Genomic DNA, 18,399 nt, shown 5'->3' with positions numbered 1-18,399 from the left:
GATGAGTTGCCGAAGTTGGCGGGCTTACGCGCCCGGCAGCGATTCCTTGTACTTGCCGTACGCCATCAGCTTCTCGAAGCGGCGCTCGCGCAAGTCGTTGACGCTCATGCCCTGGAACTGACGCAGCGAATCGGCGAGCGCGCGGCGCAGGAGCGCGGCCATGCCCTTCGCATCGCGATGCGCGCCGCCGAGCGGCTCGTTCACGATCTTGTCGATGAGACCGAGCGCCTTCAGGCGATGCGCGGTGAGGCCGAGCGCTTCGGCCGCTTCCGGCGCCTTCGCCGCGCTCTTCCACAGAATGGACGCGCAGCCTTCGGGCGAGATCACCGAGTAGGTGGAGAACTGCAGCATCATCACAGTGTCGGCGACGGCGATCGCGAGTGCACCGCCCGAGCCGCCTTCGCCGATGATCGTCGTGATGATCGGCGTCTTGAGCTCGGCCATCACATACAGATTGCGTCCGATGGCTTCGGACTGTCCGCGCTCTTCCGCGCCGATGCCCGGATACGCGCCCGGCGTATCGACGAACGTGAAGATCGGCAGGCTGAACTTCTCGGCCGTACGCATCAGACGCTCGGCCTTGCGATAACCCTCGGGGCGCGGCATGCCGAAGTTGCGCAGCGCGCGTTCCTTCGTATCGCGGCCCTTCTGATGACCGATGATCATGCACGGCTGACCGTTGAAGCGCGCGAAGCCGCCGACGATCGCGAGGTCGTCCGCATAGGCGCGATCGCCATGCAGTTCGTGGAAATCGGTGAAAAGCTCGCTCACATAGTCGAGCGTGTACGGGCGCTGCGGGTGACGCGCGATTTGCGAAACCTGCCACGGCGACAGGTTCGCGTAGAGATCCTTCGTGAGCTGCTGGCTCTTTTTCGACAGCCGCTCGATTTCTTCCGAAATATCGACAGCGGAATCGTCCTGAACGAAGCGGAGTTCTTCGATCTTCGCTTCGAGTTCAGCGATCGGCTGCTCGAAATCCAGAAACGTGGTCTTCATATGTTCGAGTCCTAGAACAGCGGGCAGCGCGTATTCTAACCGCGTCCGTCCCTCAAAAATTCGCGCGGGAACTATCGATTATAAATCAACGATAGCCCGCGAAATTCGCGCGTCCTGCGCGTGTGTATTTTAATGATCCGCCGGAATCGGATTGAGACTGCGCCACATGTACCACGTCGCGACCGTACGCCATGGCTCCCAGTTCGCTGCCACTTCGCGCGCTTCGCTGCGCGTCACCGGCTCCCCGCTGAAATAGTTGACGCTGATGGCCTGAATCAGCCCGAGATCGTCGAGCGGCAAAACGTCCGGCCGCGACAGATTGAAGATGAGGAACATCTCGGCGGTCCATCGGCCGATGCCGCGAATCTGCGTGAGCTCGGCGATGACGGCTTCGTCGTCCATCGACGTCCATGCATCGACATGCAGCGCACCGGATTCGAAATGCTGCGCGAGATCGAGGATGTATTCGGCCTTGCGTCGGGACAAGCCGCACGCCTGCAGCTTCTCGTGGCCGAGCCGGATGAAATGCGCGGGGTGAACCTCCGGGCATGCGCCCTTTACGCGTTCCCAGATTGCTTGCGCGGCCTTCACGGAAATCTGCTGACCGGCCACCGAGCGCGCGAGCGTCGAAAACGGATCGCCGAGATTGACGAGATGGATCTCGCCGAACTTCGGGATCAGCTTCTTGAGGATACGGTCGCGCTTCATGAGATCGGCGCACGCGCGATCCCAGTAGTCGGGACGAACGATCTCGCGCGTGAGCCCGCCGATCTGCACCGGCACCGCAGCATCGGACGTGACGACGCGCGACTTGCGCACGACCTCGCCACGCTCCGCGACGAGCGCCTGCGCGTTCGCGCCATCGCCGGCGACAGCGCGGCCGTTGCCCTTCGCGGGCGACGCTTCGGCTTCTTCCGTGCCCGCCTTCGATAGCCGCGCGGCACCGTTCAGGCGCGCCGCCGTTCCAGGCTTCGCCGCCTTGAGTGCAGCGCTTCTGGCCGTCTTGCGGCCGACCGTTGCACCTGCGCCATCGATCTTCTGCGTGTTCGCTTTCGTTTGCGCGCCGCGCGTGCGCTTTGCCGCGCCCGACGCATCGCTAACAGACGCGGGTCGTTTGACCGGCGTCTTCCTGGCCGTTGCCATCTTGCCTCCTGCCTGGTGAGTCGATCAGAGGGTACGAAGGGCCGCGTTCAAACGCGGCGCCATTCGGTCGACCCACCCGGTTTGTCTTCAAGCGCAATACCGGCTTCGAGCAATTCGGCGCGAATCCGGTCTGCTTCGGCATAGTTCTTCGCTTGCTTCGCGGCGATGCGCGCGGCGATCTTCGCTTCGATCTCTTGCGGCGAGAGTCCTTGCTCCGAACCCGTGCCGCTCGCCTGCTGCAGGAACGCACGCGGTTCGCGCCCGAGCAGACCGAGCACGCCCGCGAGACCCTTGAGCTGGCGAGCGAGCGCGGGATCGCGCGTACGATTCACTTCGCTCGCGAGATCGAACAGCACCGACACGGCCACGGGCGTGTTGAAGTCGTCGTTCATCGCAGACTGGAAACGCTGCGCGCTCGCCTCGTTCCAGTCAAGTTGCTGATTGTCCGGCTCGACATCCTTCAACGCCGTATATAGGCGCGTCAATGCGTTCTTCGCATCGTCGATATGCACGTCGCTGTAATTCAGCGGCGAACGATAGTGTGCCCGCGCAATAAAGAAGCGCACGACTTCGGCATCAAATTTTTCAAGGACTTCGCGGATCGTGAAGAAGTTGCCGAGCGACTTCGACATCTTCTCGTTGTCGATCTGCACGTAGCCGTTGTGCATCCAGTAGTTCACGAACCGCTTGCCGGTCGCGCCTTCGCTCTGCGCGATCTCGTTCTCGTGATGCGGGAACTGCAGGTCCTGCCCGCCGCCGTGGATGTCGAACTGATCGCCGAGCAGCGTGCAGCCCATCGCGGAACATTCGATGTGCCAGCCCGGACGCCCGCGGCCCCACTTCGAGTCCCAGCCGGAGTCGGCGGGTTCGCCGGGCTTCGCCTGCTTCCACAGCACGAAGTCGAGCGGATCTTCCTTCGCGTCGTTCGCGGCGACGCGCTCGCCCGCGCGCAGGTCTTCGAGCGACTTGCCCGAGAGCTTGCCGTAGTCGGCGAACTTGCGCACCGCGTAGTTCACGTCGCCGTCCTTCGCCTGATATGCGTAGCCGTTCGCCTGCAACGCATCGATCATGCCGAGCATCTGCGGGATGAAGTCGGTCGCGCGCGGCTCGATGTCCGGGCGCTGGACGCCGAGCGCGTCGGCATCTTCATGCATCGCCGTGATGAAGCGATGCGTGAGCGACTTGATCGGCTCGTTGTTCTCGACCGCGCGGCGGATGATCTTGTCGTCGATGTCCGTGATGTTCTGCACGAACGTGACCTTGTAGCCGATCGTGCGCAGCCATCGTTGCACAATATCGAACACCACCATCACGCGCGCATGGCCGATGTGACAATAGTCATACACCGTCATTCCGCAGACATACATGCGTACCTCGCCGGCTTTGAGCGGCGTGAAGGGTTGCTTGTCACGGGCGAGCGTGTTGTAGATGCGCAGCGAGTTCATAGAAGGCGAAGCATGGACCGGAGTCAACCGTGTGCAGGGCAGCAGGCGGCGTGGTCGATGCGTGCGGGAGCGAACGAGACCCACACGCGAGCACGAACACGACGGTCATGCGACCAGGACGGAAGCGGCCACGAGTGGCAAAAGACAGTCTGGCGCCGGCGCGATACGCGTGCCTGGAGAACCAGGCGCAAGACACGTGCGCGGGACGTGCAGACCTTTTGTTAGAATGGGTCGGAGTATAACACCGGGACTTGAGCCTATGAAATGTCGAAGCGGCCGCGCGGCGGGCTTTACGAGCCGCGCTCCGGGCCAGGCTGAAAGCCTTGCCGGACGGTGTGCCGCATCGGGCATTTCTGCTCGCACATCGATCGTCGCGATCGTTCACGCAACCACGCGCTCGCGGTCTTTTTCGCCGCTTTCGTGGCTTCTTTCGCTGCATCATTCTTTGACTCGATTCCAAGTGACTCATCGCAAAGCGCGCACGTCTCTGCAACTCTCTTGCCGGTTCGCTTCCCGGACGCTCGCCATCGCCACCTTCGCGTTCGCCGCATGCGTCGGCATGTCCGGGGCCGCGCTCGCGCAGACCTCGACCGCCACGCGCGATGACACGCCGCAGATCGACTCGGCCATCGCGAGCAAGGACTGGAACGCCGCGCTCACGCAACTCGATGCGCGCATCGCGAGCAATCCGCGCGACGTGCAGGCGAAGTTCAAGCGCGCCACCGTGCTCGCGCGACTGAACCGCGACGACGACGCCATCGCCGCCTTCACCGAAATCACGCAGGCCTATCCCGAACTGCCCGAGCCGTACAACAATCTCGCCGCGCTCTACGCGAAGAAGGGCCGCTACGAAGACGCGCGCGCCGCGCTCGAAACGGCCGTCAAGGCGAACCCCGGCTATGCGCTCGCCTACGACAACCTGGGCGATCTTTATCTTCGTCTCGCGAGCGAGTCGTACAAGCGCGCGCAGTCGCTCGGCTCGAAGAGCCCGCTCACGAGCCAGCGCATCACGGCGATCCAGAACATCTACACGCCGCCGAAGAAGCGCGCGGGTGCGGCCGACGGCGCATCCGCAGCGGGCGCGGCCATCGCGCCGCGCACGGCCGCCGACGAATGGGCGCCCGCGTCCGGCGCCGTCTCGCCGGCCATGCCCGCGCCCGACGAGTTCTCGCCGTTCGGCGGCCCGACCGGCCCGCTGCCGACCACGCCCTATGTCGCACCGAAGGCGCAGCCGTAAGCGCCCTTCGCTGCCGACTGTCCGCATTCACCACACGAGGATCGATCCTTCATGAAATTCCTGATGTTGGCGCTTTCGAGCGCGGCCCTGATTGCGAGCGCGCCGGCGTTCGCCCAGCCGAATGCGCAGGCCGCGCACCCCACCGTGCTCATCAAGACCACGCAAGGCGACATCAAGGTCGAGTTGTATCCCGAGAAAGCGCCGAAGACCGTCGCGAACTTTCTCGACTATGTGAAGTCCGGTCAGTACAGCGGCACGATCTTCCATCGCGTGATTCCGGGCTTCATGATCCAGGGCGGCGGCTTCAGCACGAGCTTCGCCGAGAAGCCGACGCGCGCGCCGATCCCGCTCGAAAGCAGGAACGGTCTGAAGAACGCCACGGGCACGCTCGCGATGGCGCGCACGAGCGACCCGAACTCGGCCACCGCCCAGTTCTTCATCAATACAGTCGATAATGCGGGTCTCGACTATCCGAGCCCGGACGGCAACGGTTATGCCGTGTTCGGCAAGGTCGTCGCGGGCATGGACGTCGTGAAGAAGATCGAAGGCAGCCCGACCACCACGCGCGGGCCGATGCAGGACGTGCCGCAAAAGCCGACCGTGATCGAGTCGGCCACCGTGGTCTCGCAGTAATCCGAAGCGCCTGTCGCTAACCTGGCGCGCGCGCCGCGCCAGCGCTCAATCAAACTCAATGGAGTGAACATCATCATGGTCGAACTACATACCAACCACGGCGTCATCAAGCTGGAACTGGACGCGGACAAGGCGCCGAAGACCGTCGAGAACTTCCTCAACTACGTGAAGAAGGGTCACTACGACAACACCGTGTTCCATCGCGTGATCGACGGCTTCATGATCCAGGGCGGCGGCTTCGAGCCCGGCATGAACCAGAAGCCGACCGATGCGCCGGTCAACAACGAAGCGAACAACGGTCTCAAGAACGACGCCGGCACGGTCGCGATGGCGCGCACGAACGATCCGCATTCGGCGACCGCGCAGTTCTTCATCAACGTGAAGGACAACGACTTCCTGAACCATTCGTCGCCGACGCCGCAAGGCTGGGGCTACACGGTGTTCGGCAAGGTTGTCGAAGGCATGGACGTGGTCGAGAAGATCAAGAAGGTCAAGACCGGTTCGAAGGGCTTCCATCAGGACGTGCCGGTCGACGACGTGGTGATCGAGAAGGCCGTCGTGGTCTGATCCCGGTCATGGCATGATCGATACGAAGACTTCATTCGATCGCGAAGCAGCGGGTGCAGCGAACAACGCGCGCCCGCTGTTTTTCATTGCCGATCTGCATCTCTCGGAAGCGATTCCGAAAACGGTCGCGGCCTTCGAGCATTTCATCGAGGTCACGGCGAACGATGCGGACTCCGTTTTCATTCTCGGCGACCTGTTCGAGTTCTGGATCGGCGACGACGTTCTCGATGGTCCCGCGAACGACGCGCGCGCCACCTTCGCGCGCCGCATGACGCGCCTCATGCACACGCTCTCCGAACGCGGCATCGGTCTCTACGTGATGCACGGCAATCGCGATTTCCTGCTGGGCAAGCGCTTCATGAAAGACGCGGGCGCGATGCCGCTGCCCGACCCTTTCGTGATCACCGCGTTCGGCAAGCGCGTCGTGCTCGCGCACGGCGACGGCCTGTGCACGGCGGACCGGGCGTATCAGGGCTTCCGCAAGTTCGCGCGCAACCGCTTCGCGCAACGTCTCTTTCTGGCGTTGCCGCTCAACACGCGCCTCGGGATCGGCCAGCGCATGCGCACGAAAAGCGAAGGCTCGCGCGTGATGGGCGACAAGGCCAAATACGATGTCACGAAGAAGGCCGTGTCCGAGCTTTTCATCCACAGCCACACGAATACGCTGATTCACGGCCACACGCATCGTCCGGCGATGCATCGCGAAGTCGCGGGCGTGCGCTGGGTCCTGCCCGACTGGGACTTGGATGCGAAGACGCCGCGCGGCGGCTATCTGCGCCTCGATGACGAAGGCGTGCGCGCGCTGCCGCTCTAGCGTTCGAGCGACGCGACCCGCTCTTCCGTGGCCTTGCCGTCCATCGACGTGCACAGGCGCTTGAGATCGACGAGCGCGGCGCCGTCGACGGCATTGAGCGCTTCCACGCGCGCGCCGAGCCGCTCCAGCGCCGCGACGATGTCGTCGATGCGCTGCGTCTGCGTCGACGCGTGATCGATCAGGCCGTGAATCGCGAGCGAGACAGGATCGTCAGCGTTCGGCGTGATGCCGTAGGCGCAGAAACCTTCGCTCTTCGTTTCCTTCGGCTTCGAAACCGCCGGCATCACGATGCGCGCCGGATTGCCCACCGCCGTGCCGCCCGCCGGCACCGGCTTCACGACCACCGCGTTCGATCCGATCTTCGCTTCCGCGCCGACAGTAAAGCCGCCGAGCACCTTCGCGCCCGCGCCGACGATCACGCCGCGTTCGAGCGTCGGATGGCGCTTCGCGCCGCGCGTGAGCGACGTGCCGCCGAGCGTCACGCCCTGATAGATGGTGCAGTCGTCGCCGATTTCCGCCGTCTCGCCGATCACCACGCCCATACCGTGATCGATGAACACGCGCCGCCCGAGCGTCGCGCCCGGATGAATCTCGATGCCCGTGAGAAAGCGCGCGATCTGCGACACGAACCGCGCGAGCCAGCGCCATTGCCCGCGCCAGCACGCGTTCGCCACGCGATGCAGCACGATCGCGTGCAGCCCGGGATAACAGGTGACGACTTCCCAGGCGCTGCGGGCGGCGGGATCGCGCTCGCGGATGGCGGCGATGTCTTCGCGAAGTCGGTCGAACATGGCGGTGTCTCGATTGTGGGAAGGGGCGTGCAGGCGTCCGTGCAATGAAAACCTAAAGCACGGAACGCGCAAAGCTTATATCGGCCGTCGCCGTTTTTCGCCGATTGTAGGACGAGCGCGAAGAGTTCGCTCGATGCCCCCGACGGCAGCGCGGTCGTCGCCATCGGCCAGACGAGAGCCCGCGAGGGCACGCGCGTTCTAGACTTTCTTCGTGTGCAGCAGGATGTGCTTCGCCATTCCGCGGAGGATATTCACCTCTTCGCGCTCCAGTCCCGCGCGCGCGAAGAGCCGCCGCACGCGCGACATCAGCTTCTTCGGATTGGCCGGATCGAGGAAATCCAGCGCGACGAGCGCGTCTTCGAGATGCGCGTACATGCCTTCGATTTCTTCGCTCGACGCGCTCTGCCCCGCCGATTCGACGACGGCAAGCGCATTCGCGGGCGCCTGAAACGCGAGCCGCAGTTCGTAGGCGAGCACCTGGACGGCCTGCGCGAGGTTGAGCGAGCTGTACGCGGGATTGGCGGGAATATGCGCGAGCGCGCTGCAGCGCTCGACGTCCGCGTTCGACAGCCCCGTGCGCTCGTTGCCGAACACGAGCGCGATGTCGCCCTGACGCACGAATTCGTGCGCGCGTTCGGCGAGCGCGCGCGGCAGCATCTGCGGCGGACCGTATTCGCGCATGCGCGCCGTGAGCGCGACCGACCAGTGCACGCCCACGAGGGCATCGGCGAGCGTATCGACAACGTGGGCGGACGCGAGGACGTCATCGGCGCCGGAGGCCATCGCGATGGCTTCGGGCTCGTTCTTGACGTCGGCCAGTCGCGGCGCGACGAGGACGAGGCGCGCGAAGCCCATCGTCTTCAACGCGCGCGCGGCCGCGCCGACATTGCCGGGATGACTCGGCTCGACGAGGATGAAGCGCGTGGAGGTGAAGCCGCCTGCGGGCGCGGAAAGTTCGTTGGGTTCCAAGGCGCGATATGTGCTGAATGTGCGAACCCGATATGTTAACGCGCTTTGCCGAAGCGGCGAAAACGCGCGGCCACTTTCGGGTAAAATGGCCCCTTCGCGCGCCGCGAACGGTTTTTTCATTCAGTCGAACCTTCGCGCGAACGCACCGCTCTTATTCAATTCGTCTTTCGTCGACATAGTCGTTGTCGCCAACTTTTCCGTCCGCGCATTCATTTCACGTGAGCGCCGGCCGTCAGAGGATTTCGCTCATGCATCCGATGCTCAACATCGCTGTCAAGGCCGCACGCCGCGCCGGACAGATCATCAATCGCGCGTCGCTCGATCTGGACCGCATCCAGGTCAGCAAGAAACAGCACAACGACTTCGTGACGGAAGTCGACAAGGCGTCCGAAGCCGCCATCATCGAGACGCTGCACACCGCCTATCCCGATCACTCCATCCTCGCCGAAGAATCCGGCGAAACGGATCGCGAGTCGGAGTTCCAGTGGATCATCGATCCGCTCGACGGCACGACCAACTTCATCCACGGCTTCCCGTACTACTGCGTGTCGATCGCGCTCGCGCACAAGGGCGTCGTGCAGCAGGCCGTCATCTACGATCCGACGCGCAACGACCTCTTCACCGCATCGCGCGGCCGCGGCGCGTATCTGAACGAACGGCGCATCCGCGTCGGCAAACTGGATCGTCTGTCGGATGCGCTCATCGGCACGGGCTTCCCGTTCCGCGACGGCCAGGGCCTGAACGGCTACATGCGCCTCTTCAGCGAAATGACGCTGTCGTGCGCGGGCCTGCGCCGTCCGGGCGCCGCCGCGCTCGATCTCGCGAACGTCGCGGCCGGGCGTCTCGACGGCTTCTTCGAGCAAGGCATCCATCCGTGGGACGTGGCGGCGGGCAGCCTGATGATCACGGAAGCGGGCGGGCTCGTCGGCAACTACACCGGCGAATCGGATTTCCTCTTCAAGAACGAGATCGTCGCGGCCAATCCGAAGGTGTACGCGCAGATGATCAAGATTCTCGACATGTACTCGCGCACGCGTCTGACCGGCGAATAAGCCGCATCGACGGGGCGCGCCCTGCGCTCCGTCGTTTCTCTTCCCTCGCGCTCCGGGCGCGCCGCCTGCTCTGCAACGAATGCGGGGCTCCGCTACAGTGCAAGCTTTTCCCCCGTCTGTCCGCTCCTGCGGCGCGTGCCGCGCCACACGTCACCCCTGCTCATGAAGAAAGGCTTCTACACGATCATCGCCGCGCAGTTCGTTTCGTCGCTCGCCGACAATGCGCTCTTGATCGCCGCGATCGCCATGCTCGCCGTCGTGCATTCGGCGCCGTGGGTCACGCCGCTTTTGCAAATCTTCTTCACGATTTCATATGTGGTGCTCGCACCATTCGTGGGCGCATTCGCCGATGCCATCCAGAAGCGCCACGTCATGTTCGTCTCGAACGCGCTCAAGGCGGCCGGCTGCGCGATGATGATCGCAGGCGTCCATCCGATGCTCGCGTATGGCGTCGTCGGTCTGGGCGCGGCCGCGTATTCGCCCGCGAAGTACGGCATTCTCACCGAGCTCCTGCCGCCGCAGAAGCTGATCGCCGCGAACGCGTGGCTCGAATCCGCCACGGTCGGCTCGACGATTCTCGGCACCGTGATCGGCGGCGCACTCGTGAGTCAGGTCGTCGGGCGCTGGGTCACGCATGCGCATCTGCCGCTCGTGAACACCGCCGCGCACGCCGCGCTGTTCGCCGTGATGGTGATCTATGCGTCGGCGGCCGTCATCAACGTGTTCATTCCGGACACCGGCGCGCGCTACCCGAATCTCTTGAACCAGCCGACCCGGCTCGTCCACGATTTCTCGCATTGCTTCAAGGTGTTGTGGAAGGACAAGCTCGCGCAGATCGCGCTGTGGGTCACGACGCTGCTCTGGGGCGCGGCCGTCACGCTTCAGTTGCTCGTGCTCAAATGGGCCGATGCGAACCTCGGCCTGACGCTCTCGAAAGCCGCCGTCCTGCAGGGCGTAACGGGCATCGGCATCGCGCTCGGCGCGGCGGCGGCGTCCGCGTGGATCGTGCTGCGCCAGTCGCTCAAGGTCCTGCCGGTGGGCGTGCTCATCGGCGCCGTTTCGGTCGCGATGGCGTTCTACAACAAGGACCTGTTTCCGGCGGGCTCGGGTGTGCAGATCGGTCCGTTGTTCGCACCGGCGTACATCCTGATGGCGTATCCGCTGATGATTGCGCTGGGCGGTTTATCCGGCTTTTTCATCGTGCCGATGAACGCGATCCTCCAGCATCGCGGCGCGACGCTGCTTTCCGCCGGGCACTCCATCGCGGTGCAGAACTTCAACCAGAATCTCGCCGTGCTCGCGATGCTCGGCGCTTACGCGCTGCTTCTGACGACGAAGGTTCCGGTGCAGTGGATCATCGTCGTATTCGGCCTTTTCGTGTGCCTGATGATGGCGCTCGCCATCCGCCGCCACACGCAAAACGAGCGTGAAACGGATCTCGGCGCGCTAGTCGAGGAATGAAGCTTGCTCCACGGTGTATTCTGGGTTCATACCCCGGCGCCGGCGGACGAGGAAGAGGGATGGAACGCAGGCGGCGGGGCGAAGTCGTAACGCTGTAGGCGCGCGCCGGGATTGCCGCGCGAGCTGTGATTACAGTGACGAATGCGAAGCGGACCCGGCCATAATCATTACTCGGCAACGTCAATAAAGGAGCAAGGAAATGGGATTGTTCACACGTTCGACGCTCGACAGCAAGATCAATGGCGCAGCCGATCTCGGCCAGCGCGCGGTGCGCGGTGCGAGTGACGCCGTCGATTCGGCCAGCGGCCAGTTGCGAAGTCTGCTCGACGATCTGGAAAGCTCTATCCAGAACGCGAAGGACATCGATACGGACAAGCTGCGCAAGGAATTGCAGTCGAAACTGAAAACCGCGCGTTCGCAGTTGAATGGCGCGAACGGCGCGCTGGCGGGCAGGCTGAACGATGCCGCCGGTTACGCCGACGACTTCGTCCATGACAGGCCGTGGCATACGCTCGGCGCTGTGGCCGGTCTCGCGTTGCTCGTCGGTTATCTCGCCGGGCGCGCGTGAGGCGCTTCGGCATCATCGAAACTTGCAGCCGGAACGCCATCGCGCGCGTTCCGGCTGCGTGCTCCGCCCTCGCGACAGCCGCGAGGGCGCGATGCACGCGTGCCCTCACGATCTCCGTCCGCTAGCGACATCTCATTGGCCGTTCGGCCGACTCCGCCGTCATCCCGCGACAGGTTAAACTCATGCCCTATCGGCTGATTGGCGGCCGGCGCACGTCGCGTCCGGCCGTCTGGTCGTTCCGGCTTTCACAGCACGCAAGATGGGCAATCACACGGCACTCCCCGACACTTCCCCCGACACCGCCGCGCCGCTCGCGGACCTGTCGCAGCATACGCCGATGATGCAGCAGTACATGAACGTATACGCAGCGTTTGCACATTTAATCATTGAAATCAATGCTTTATATAATGCGGTATAAATTTAAACTGTTAAATTTTCCATTATTTTTCCGATTGAAGTAGGTCCCGTCAGTTCGCACGCTGTCGCTCCAAAGGGTGCTCTGGGCTCAGGCATACGGCAAGTTTGTCGCCGGTGCCAGTCAAGCCAAAGCATCGCTTCGAGAAGGTTGGAAGGGGTGGCACAACCCCGGGTATCGCTGCCTGCGCACTCTCCCCATAGGATGCGCGACTGTCCGTCTTTGAAAGACTACCGGACATCGAGTTACGGTTTAACGTAAGTCAGCAGCAACCGCCTCATCTCGTTTCAGCTTCCCTTTATAGCGAAACTGCTCGCAGACCGAAAAGGAAAGACGGAAGTAAAGAATATTTTGCCCTCTTCACACGGAAGAAAAAGTATGCGATTGAGAGGAAAGAATCCAAGTCCAATACATTGCCGTCAAGCGAAATTAATATTTGGGCGGCAATTCTAAAAATTTGCGGTCCGTTCCAATAATTGGTTCGAGTACCGATTATTGACCTCCCGAGCCCTATAATTCCAAGTGGCCGAGCTTAGTTGCGCGCCAGAAAAGCTTCGGGTTGACTTCGAATATCATGCACGTAACCTTCCTTGGCGTCTTTTCTCGTGGACATGAACAAATTCTTTTATTCTTTTTAAATCGCACTCGGGTAGTAAAGCGACACTTCGACCCACCGCAGAGAAACTGACGCCCGCCGACTTTTTGAAAAAGATTCGACCCTTCGAATCCTTATGGACGGCACGTGAAGGCGACATGTCACCGCTCGCCACACCGCCAGCCGCCCGCAATGACTCTAGTGATAGACAGACACGACAAACGCGATTTTGAAAATTCTGGTTGGAAACGTCGCGCCCCACGTCCCGCGTTCTCACTTCCCCAGCGATGAAGAAAGCGCCAGCCGAAGATTCATAGCACCGTGACCCTTAAACTTGCGAGAACAAAGGCGCGCTGCACTGCTGGATTCGTATCACACATTTACGTTCGCCAGGGCCATATACGGCGAGCCTCGACGACTAATTTCGTCTAGTACATCGGAAATCATTCGCGCCGAAGCGACTGGAAGGGAAGCTGCCGCAGGATTTGGTATTTGCTGCCTCAGGTGACCAAGTAGAAAGGGCACCCAAAGGGTGCCCAATATTCGTAAATCGCGTCAACCGTCCTTGAAGACTGACTTTAGATACTCATGGATTTGCTTGCCAGCGTCTGTTAATGAGATAACCGTGCCCGCTTCCTCTGTCTCGCGGAATTTCGCAAGTCCTTTCGAAACCAGCTTCTCGCAACCAACTTCTCGAATACGCCGCGCTTCTTCACGGTCGAACGCAAAACGTAGTCTCAGTTCGATAGACATGCTCGGCATGTCATCCTCATTTCCCAGCAGACAAAGGACGACCGCAGCAGCCGGATGAAGCGGTTGCTGCAGCTGTTGTGCGAAGGTGCGTTCCTTGCTGAAAAACAACGGAATCAACGCATCGAGCGCTGTTGATGCCGGCGTATACTTTTTTACTTCTTCTGCTGCTGACGAGGTCATTCTGACTAACATTCCTTTGTTAAACGGACTCTGTATAACGGCACGGCAAAATGATTCTAAAGGAGGTCTTGGCGGCAGCCTGCGGAGACGACAAGTACAGCGCGGGACAACACACACATCGCATACGGTCCCAAACGAAGGGTGGTAGAAGGAAATCGAGAGGCAACCAATCGAACGCTTGCCCCATGACCGCCTTTTCCACGTCGGTCTTCGACCCACACTCTCGCTAGCGCGGAGCCTCCTCACACATACCGTACTGCAGAGAAAGGCCCACGGCGCCAAAGACGTATCGTTATATTGCGTCTCTCCGCAGGCGAAAATTGGGCGACGGCGTATTCGGCCGCGCTGCAATACAAGCCGAGATTCACCGGCGGCCGCGAAAGACTCTGATTCAGGAGGCGCTGCATGCTCTGCGGTCCCCTGCTTGCACGCCCGCTTAGCGACCCAATTCTCTCGTGTTACCTGAACGTCTCTGACTATAAAAGTCAGCGAGCAAGTCAAGCTGCGCACTCCGCTGCATTTCTCGCGCTGAGGTTATTTCTGTAAAGTCAATCTGGTTCGAGTGAGCACCAAACGGTTTCCAAGTTACGCCATCGATTTATTCGGATTGCCGGTTTCAGCAAATGCTACCCAGGGCGCTTGCATATCTCGAGAAACGACCTCGTCGCGCTGATTGAAAGGCTGCGCCTGTCCGCGATGCCTGGCGGCTAGTGTGCCAAATACATACTCCAGCTCATCGCCGTGAACGGGCGGCCCATACTTATCGTCCCGATTTCGTGAAAACACGTAAGAGTAATAGCGCAGCTCGCGTCGAGTTCTCTCAAGTGCATGTAGCCAACGACGAGAATATTTCCATGTGCGGTGCGTATTTTAGGAACTCAGCTCACTCGAACCACTCGTTGGGAATAAGGCCGTCGCCTAAATTCTTCCATGCAGCAACTTCATTCATCTTGGCCGCCAGCTTCTTCGTGCCCCAAATCGTTTTATCCGCGTGCTCAACCACAATCGTCTGGTATCGATACTTCGAGCGCTGGAGGCCGCGTGCTAAAGCGACGAAAATAAGTCTAGTATCGTACACGTCATCGTCGCGACTCCCTTCCAGACTCGCAGCTTGGTCCTTGTACCTGTCCAGCACATTGTCGCCCGCGTGCGTGCTCGGGAAAAAGACCTGACTGGGTTGGTCGATTGCCAGATAGCTGAATACTGGTCCGTTGACTTGATTGTCCGAGGTGAAATACTCGTGCAACGCCAAGAATGTCGCCAAGTGAAACGCCATCCAATTCGCGCCGCTACCGATTTCCCACAAATAGTCCTTGCGCTGTCCACGACCTCTTGCGAAGGTCAGTGTGAGTTCCGACGCATCGAGCGCGATGGCCCCTTTGACTTGGACCCTAAACAGCGATGCGTAGCCCTTAATGAGGTCGCTCAATTCTTTCCCCACGTCCTTCTCTCGTTCCTCGTACCCGCACTCGCGAATATAGGTGTCAAGACTCCGGATACGCCTCTCGAGTTCGTTCATCTTGTCCGCAGAGTTGCCTCGTCCCTCGAGCGTGGCGAGTGCCATGAGTAGGGACTGCAGTCGGCCTAGAAGTACGAAGGCACGGCCAAGAGAGTCGAGCGGCGCGACTTCTCCCGGCTCTAGTGCGGCTCGCCTTAGCCGCACACTCTGTAGCCTGTCCTCAGCCGTGGAAAGCTTACGACCAAGCTGCTCCAGCTGTCGGTCGACAATGGGGCCATCCTGCAGCGCCTCCGACAGCCGATTTACATCGCTTAACCGCTCTTCCAGTTCCGTCAAGACGTCATGGCTGTGCCACGTCTGCGAGCCACAAACTACACAGCCACTATCGGTGGTGAGATTCTTCCGTAACCAGCCGAGATTAACCACACGGCCCTTCTCGATTTTCACCGCATTTCTAAGTTCAATCGACCTATCCGACAGCCGCTGGTAATCTCTCAGTTCGCGAGCGATATCATCGACCTCTCGTTGCGCCTTCTCTTCTTCATCGGTCGCCAGACGGAATTGTTGGTTCGTATAGCCGTATTGCGGCTTCTGCAAGCGGTCAGCAAAACGTCCGTTCAGGTAGTCATCGTTGAGCTCTTTCAGCCTGCTGACACGAGCATCGAGTTCCATGCCACTTGCAGAGTCGATTAACCCGAGTTGGACGGACTCGTTCCAGATTTCCCTTACGTCCGCCTCCCACGACAAAAACGCTCGGTGACGGGCCATCTCGTCCCTTTTGAGGTCGTCTAGCGTCTTTTGGAGGCGCTTGCGTTCCCGCGTCTTCGTAAGGTATTCGACGTCAACGACTCCAAGTGCGTACGGTAGAACCCGCTTCAATTTTTCTTTGTGCTTATACGAATCCGACTTGTAGAAAAGGACATTCGGATTCGCAACGATATGCTGCGGAAGAAGGTTGAAAGATGCCAAATCGCGGTAAGAGGGCCGATTCTCCGCATTCTCACCGTCGAGGTCGTCATCGACTAGCGAGACGTTGGTAACCTTTGCAATCTCGTTGAGCGTGTCTTTGAACCGACTCAGCGTGTGGGTACCAGACAGCATTTTGGGTATTGGCGCGTCGGCGCTCCGCAAATTCGAAAGGTGAAACTCTTTGGTGTCGTTTACCCTCTCAGGCGTGCGTCGAGCTATCAACAGCCACGTGTCGCGAATTCGAACACGTAGGCCGAACCAGGCCGTCAAATCCCGAATTTCTCCGACGGGAATCGAGCATCGCGACGCGCCAAGACAATAGTCGATGATGGCGAGAACAGACGATTTCCCGGTCCGACTACGCCCGTGGATGACGTTGACTTTGCCCTCGACGAAGGTCAGTTCCCGGATAGTCTTTTCCTGATTTTCTGGCCAGAGTATCAGTTGTTTGATGAAGAATCGCATAATCAGGTGAGACCAAACATCACGAAAAGTTCAGCGGCACTGTAGTCTTTAAACCATCGGGCCAGCCTGGATATGGCCGCAGAGATTTCTGTCGAGATACTCGTCGGATTGCTTCCTCTTGGCCACTGCGAGTGCTCGAAAGAGAACAGTGATTCCCCATCCTTGCGTCGCTGCGCGAGCAGCGCCGTCGAACATGCGAAGTTCAGGCCTTGACAGGTGACTCCAGCGTGCGCTGCCACACGAGAACGAAGCCCTTCGAGGATTCTCGGCGCTTCGATGATGACTGAGTGGAGCGGCGTTGAAAACTGTCTGCGTCGGATACCATCGCGGCTAGGCTTGTGAAACACCAAAGGCAGAACGAGTAGCAGTTTCTCAAAGGATGGGTGTCGAGTGTTCGCCGTTAGCTTCTGATATTCCCTCGTGAAACTTGCCAGCACAAAACACGCAAGCGCGCTGTTGTGCATGAGTGAGCGGTCCATATATCCGGCCATCACTTTTCATCCTCACCCTTTGACCGGTCTTTCCTTTCGAAATCGGAATGCCAATACACGAAATTAGGGTCCCTCTGCTTGTTGGCCAGTTGGTGATAGTGGCCGTGTGTGAAGTACAATTCGCGCGTGTCGTATTGGCCTAATCCAGCCCTGAAGTTTTCGTCCAGAGTCCTTGTGAGCGTTCGCTTCGCGAGCTGCTCGGGCGTCCCGTCCTCCATTTCCGTCGCGACGTTATCACGACATGTTTCCCATCTTCGATGGAGCTCGTCCTCGCGCGCTTGCCAGTCGTCAGGATTGATGCCGGCATCTTCCAAGCGAACCCGTTCAGCGTAGAACGCCCAAAACTTATCCAGATGACCATCGATGGTCCTGTCTGACAGTCCCAGCCGGCTCAGTTGCTTGAGGAAAAAGTGGTCTCTGCCACCTTCTTCCACGTGTTTTTTGAATCCCGTGGACATCATTGGCCGGTCGAGGTAACGCTTCAAGGACCTTCGGCATACTTCCTCGTGGAGCACGTCCCTGAAAACTTGGGGTGACATCCAGGCAGGTTCGCCTTTTTTCCATGCTTTCCGGCATTGCTCGAATGCGAATCCTAAAAGGCGCTGATAAATATCGTCGCCTTGCATCGCAATGCTGGAAGGTAACAAGAATCGATGTATCGTCGCCTCGCGTGGCTGCGCCTTCGAATCCGTTCCGCCATTGTCGAGAAGTGTTAGGCGCGCTACAAGATAGCTTAGGTCAATGTCACTGTATTGCAGGACTTTCTCCGCTTCTAGTCTTGCGGCCGACTTCTGATTGGCACAGACGATGCTCGCTTGCGCTCTCAGCCAGCGAACGCCTTCAGCGATACTCTCAGGTGACTTTGCATTGGAGAGTTGACGCGCAATTGCTCCTTCTGGAACGCAAGCGTTGGTCACCAAGCAGAATTCGACTTCCGGATACCCGCGCAAGTTCACAAGTTGACTTAGCCACACGCGCAACGTGTGCCAAAGTTTGCGGCTGCTATCCTGAAACGGATGATGGTCTTCTCTGACCGTATGTGCGTCCTGCTCCAACCTTGCAGAAACGATTCCGTCCTCTTTCGTCGTGAGTGAGGCTACGTCATCAAGGGTCTCGATACCTACTTGTTTATTTAGTGTCGTAGCCGAGAACAATTCATGCAATGCGCGCTCGAATTGGAACGCAAAGGCAACGATGGTTGAGCTCGCCGCTGTGTTAATCGGCTTCTCGATTTGTGGTTTTTCGTCTCGGCCACTCATAGACTTTCCCGATGGGCCCTGCAGTCTCTGCGGAATCTTTATTTCTTTGAATACTGTATAAAAACACAGCCCCTAGTGAGCGTCGAGGTTCAATTGCGGCTCAATCCCCATAACGTCAGGCCGACGCGTTCAATAGC

17 protein-coding genes are annotated in these 18,399 nt (G+C 60.2%); 7 read left to right on the top strand and 10 right to left on the bottom strand.

Annotated features, from left to right (window positions below):
- Positions 1-24: 24 nt before the first annotated feature.
- From ACEN42_RS06175 to cysS, 3 genes are all read right to left on the bottom strand, one after another.
- Complete coding sequence (locus tag ACEN42_RS06175; protein ID WP_035503035.1) at positions 25-996, bottom strand: acetyl-CoA carboxylase carboxyltransferase subunit alpha; 972 nt, start codon at positions 994-996, stop codon at positions 25-27.
- Between the two features lie 129 nt (positions 997-1,125).
- A complete protein-coding gene (locus tag ACEN42_RS06170) occupies positions 1,126-2,139 on the bottom strand; it encodes a DNA-3-methyladenine glycosylase (RefSeq protein ID WP_371880922.1) in 1,014 nt (337 codons plus the stop codon).
- 47 nt (positions 2,140-2,186) lie between these two features.
- The gene (gene cysS, locus ACEN42_RS06165; RefSeq protein ID WP_371880921.1) at positions 2,187-3,584 is read right to left on the bottom strand and encodes a cysteine--tRNA ligase; all 1,398 of its coding nucleotides are present in this window, start codon (positions 3,582-3,584) and stop codon (positions 2,187-2,189) included.
- A gap of 559 nt (positions 3,585-4,143) precedes the next feature.
- Between cysS and ACEN42_RS06160 the strand changes: the two genes are divergently transcribed.
- The 4 genes from ACEN42_RS06160 to ACEN42_RS06145 all read left to right on the top strand — a co-directional run bounded on the left by ACEN42_RS06160 (position 4,144) and on the right by ACEN42_RS06145 (position 6,835).
- Positions 4,144-4,821 carry a tetratricopeptide repeat protein gene (locus ACEN42_RS06160; RefSeq protein ID WP_371881075.1) on the top strand — a complete coding sequence of 226 codons (678 nt, stop codon included), beginning with the start codon at positions 4,144-4,146 and terminating at the stop codon, positions 4,819-4,821.
- A gap of 51 nt (positions 4,822-4,872) precedes the next feature.
- Positions 4,873-5,454, top strand: a complete 582-nt coding sequence (locus ACEN42_RS06155; protein ID WP_035503040.1) for a peptidylprolyl isomerase — start codon at positions 4,873-4,875, stop codon at positions 5,452-5,454.
- Positions 5,455-5,529: 75 nt separating this feature from the next.
- Positions 5,530-6,021, top strand: a complete 492-nt coding sequence (locus ACEN42_RS06150; protein ID WP_187608838.1) for a peptidylprolyl isomerase — start codon at positions 5,530-5,532, stop codon at positions 6,019-6,021.
- A 13-nt stretch (positions 6,022-6,034) separates the two neighbouring features.
- Positions 6,035-6,835, top strand: coding sequence for a UDP-2,3-diacylglucosamine diphosphatase (locus ACEN42_RS06145; protein WP_371880920.1), 801 nt, complete (start codon positions 6,035-6,037; stop codon positions 6,833-6,835).
- Here the strand turns inward: ACEN42_RS06145 and cysE are convergent.
- Both cysE and ACEN42_RS06135 read right to left on the bottom strand, forming a co-directional pair.
- On the bottom strand, positions 6,832-7,626 hold the full coding sequence (cysE, locus tag ACEN42_RS06140; RefSeq protein WP_187608836.1) for a serine O-acetyltransferase: 795 nt from the start codon (positions 7,624-7,626) through the stop codon (positions 6,832-6,834). The two genes, ACEN42_RS06145 and cysE, sit on opposite strands and share 4 nt — an antisense overlap.
- Positions 7,627-7,824: 198 nt before the next feature.
- Positions 7,825-8,715, bottom strand: coding sequence for an RNA methyltransferase (locus tag ACEN42_RS06135; RefSeq protein ID WP_371880919.1), 891 nt, complete (start codon positions 8,713-8,715; stop codon positions 7,825-7,827).
- 128 nt (positions 8,716-8,843) lie between these two features.
- On the opposite strand from ACEN42_RS06135, the gene ACEN42_RS06130 reads away from it, so the two are divergent.
- The 3 genes from ACEN42_RS06130 to ACEN42_RS06120 all read left to right on the top strand — a co-directional run bounded on the left by ACEN42_RS06130 (position 8,844) and on the right by ACEN42_RS06120 (position 11,676).
- Positions 8,844-9,647 (top strand): inositol monophosphatase family protein, encoded by an 804-nt coding sequence (locus tag ACEN42_RS06130; protein WP_187608834.1) that lies wholly within the window; start codon positions 8,844-8,846, stop codon positions 9,645-9,647.
- 162 nt (positions 9,648-9,809) lie between these two features.
- Positions 9,810-11,108: a lysophospholipid transporter LplT gene (gene lplT, locus ACEN42_RS06125; protein WP_371880918.1), complete on the top strand. Its 1,299-nt coding sequence runs from the start codon at positions 9,810-9,812 to the stop codon at positions 11,106-11,108.
- 199 nt (positions 11,109-11,307) lie between these two features.
- Entirely contained in the window at positions 11,308-11,676 is a 369-nt protein-coding gene (locus ACEN42_RS06120) for a YqjD family protein (RefSeq protein ID WP_187608832.1), read from the top strand.
- Positions 11,677-13,241: 1,565 nt separating this feature from the next.
- On the opposite strand, the gene ACEN42_RS06115 is transcribed toward ACEN42_RS06120, so the two are convergent.
- From ACEN42_RS06115 to ACEN42_RS06095, 5 genes are all read right to left on the bottom strand, one after another.
- Positions 13,242-13,619 carry a hypothetical protein gene (locus ACEN42_RS06115; protein WP_371880917.1) on the bottom strand — a complete coding sequence of 126 codons (378 nt, stop codon included), beginning with the start codon at positions 13,617-13,619 and terminating at the stop codon, positions 13,242-13,244.
- Between the two features lie 585 nt (positions 13,620-14,204).
- On the bottom strand, positions 14,205-14,405 hold the full coding sequence (locus ACEN42_RS06110) for a carboxylesterase family protein (protein WP_371880916.1): 201 nt from the start codon (positions 14,403-14,405) through the stop codon (positions 14,205-14,207).
- A gap of 97 nt (positions 14,406-14,502) precedes the next feature.
- Positions 14,503-16,512: a DUF3732 domain-containing protein gene (locus ACEN42_RS06105; RefSeq protein ID WP_371880915.1), complete on the bottom strand. Its 2,010-nt coding sequence runs from the start codon at positions 16,510-16,512 to the stop codon at positions 14,503-14,505.
- Between the two features lie 2 nt (positions 16,513-16,514).
- A complete protein-coding gene (locus ACEN42_RS06100; RefSeq protein ID WP_371881074.1) occupies positions 16,515-16,976 on the bottom strand; it encodes a three component ABC system middle component in 462 nt (153 codons plus the stop codon).
- Between the two features lie 26 nt (positions 16,977-17,002).
- Positions 17,003-18,262, bottom strand: a complete 1,260-nt coding sequence (locus ACEN42_RS06095) for an ABC-three component system protein (RefSeq protein WP_371880914.1) — start codon at positions 18,260-18,262, stop codon at positions 17,003-17,005.
- Between the last annotated feature and the right edge of the window lie 137 nt (positions 18,263-18,399).

It is taken from the genome of Caballeronia sp. S22, assembly GCF_964261745.1.
In the GTDB taxonomy this organism is placed as follows: domain Bacteria; phylum Pseudomonadota; class Gammaproteobacteria; order Burkholderiales; family Burkholderiaceae; genus Caballeronia; species Caballeronia jiangsuensis.
This window is presented reverse-complemented; position numbering and strand designations above follow the sequence as displayed.

Coding starts and splice junctions, on each gene's coding strand:
- ACEN42_RS06150 (WP_187608838.1), top strand. CDS start 5,530: ATGGTCGAACTACATACCAACCACGGCGTCATCAAGCTGGAACTGGAC.
- ACEN42_RS06105 (WP_371880915.1), bottom strand. CDS start 16,512: ATGCGATTCTTCATCAAACAACTGATACTCTGGCCAGAAAATCAGGAA.
- ACEN42_RS06175 (WP_035503035.1), bottom strand. CDS start 996: ATGAAGACCACGTTTCTGGATTTCGAGCAGCCGATCGCTGAACTCGAA.
- ACEN42_RS06100 (WP_371881074.1), bottom strand. CDS start 16,976: ATGCACAACAGCGCGCTTGCGTGTTTTGTGCTGGCAAGTTTCACGAGG.
- ACEN42_RS06145 (WP_371880920.1), top strand. CDS start 6,035: ATGATCGATACGAAGACTTCATTCGATCGCGAAGCAGCGGGTGCAGCG.
- ACEN42_RS06095 (WP_371880914.1), bottom strand. CDS start 18,262: ATGAGTGGCCGAGACGAAAAACCACAAATCGAGAAGCCGATTAACACA.
- ACEN42_RS06170 (WP_371880922.1), bottom strand. CDS start 2,139: ATGGCAACGGCCAGGAAGACGCCGGTCAAACGACCCGCGTCTGTTAGC.
- ACEN42_RS06115 (WP_371880917.1), bottom strand. CDS start 13,619: ATGACCTCGTCAGCAGCAGAAGAAGTAAAAAAGTATACGCCGGCATCA.
- ACEN42_RS06120 (WP_187608832.1), top strand. CDS start 11,308: ATGGGATTGTTCACACGTTCGACGCTCGACAGCAAGATCAATGGCGCA.
- cysS (WP_371880921.1), bottom strand. CDS start 3,584: ATGAACTCGCTGCGCATCTACAACACGCTCGCCCGTGACAAGCAACCC.
- lplT (WP_371880918.1), top strand. CDS start 9,810: ATGAAGAAAGGCTTCTACACGATCATCGCCGCGCAGTTCGTTTCGTCG.
- ACEN42_RS06155 (WP_035503040.1), top strand. CDS start 4,873: ATGAAATTCCTGATGTTGGCGCTTTCGAGCGCGGCCCTGATTGCGAGC.
- cysE (WP_187608836.1), bottom strand. CDS start 7,626: ATGTTCGACCGACTTCGCGAAGACATCGCCGCCATCCGCGAGCGCGAT.
- ACEN42_RS06130 (WP_187608834.1), top strand. CDS start 8,844: ATGCATCCGATGCTCAACATCGCTGTCAAGGCCGCACGCCGCGCCGGA.
- ACEN42_RS06135 (WP_371880919.1), bottom strand. CDS start 8,715: ATGAAAAAACCGTTCGCGGCGCGCGAAGGGGCCATTTTACCCGAAAGT.
- ACEN42_RS06160 (WP_371881075.1), top strand. CDS start 4,144: ATGTCCGGGGCCGCGCTCGCGCAGACCTCGACCGCCACGCGCGATGAC.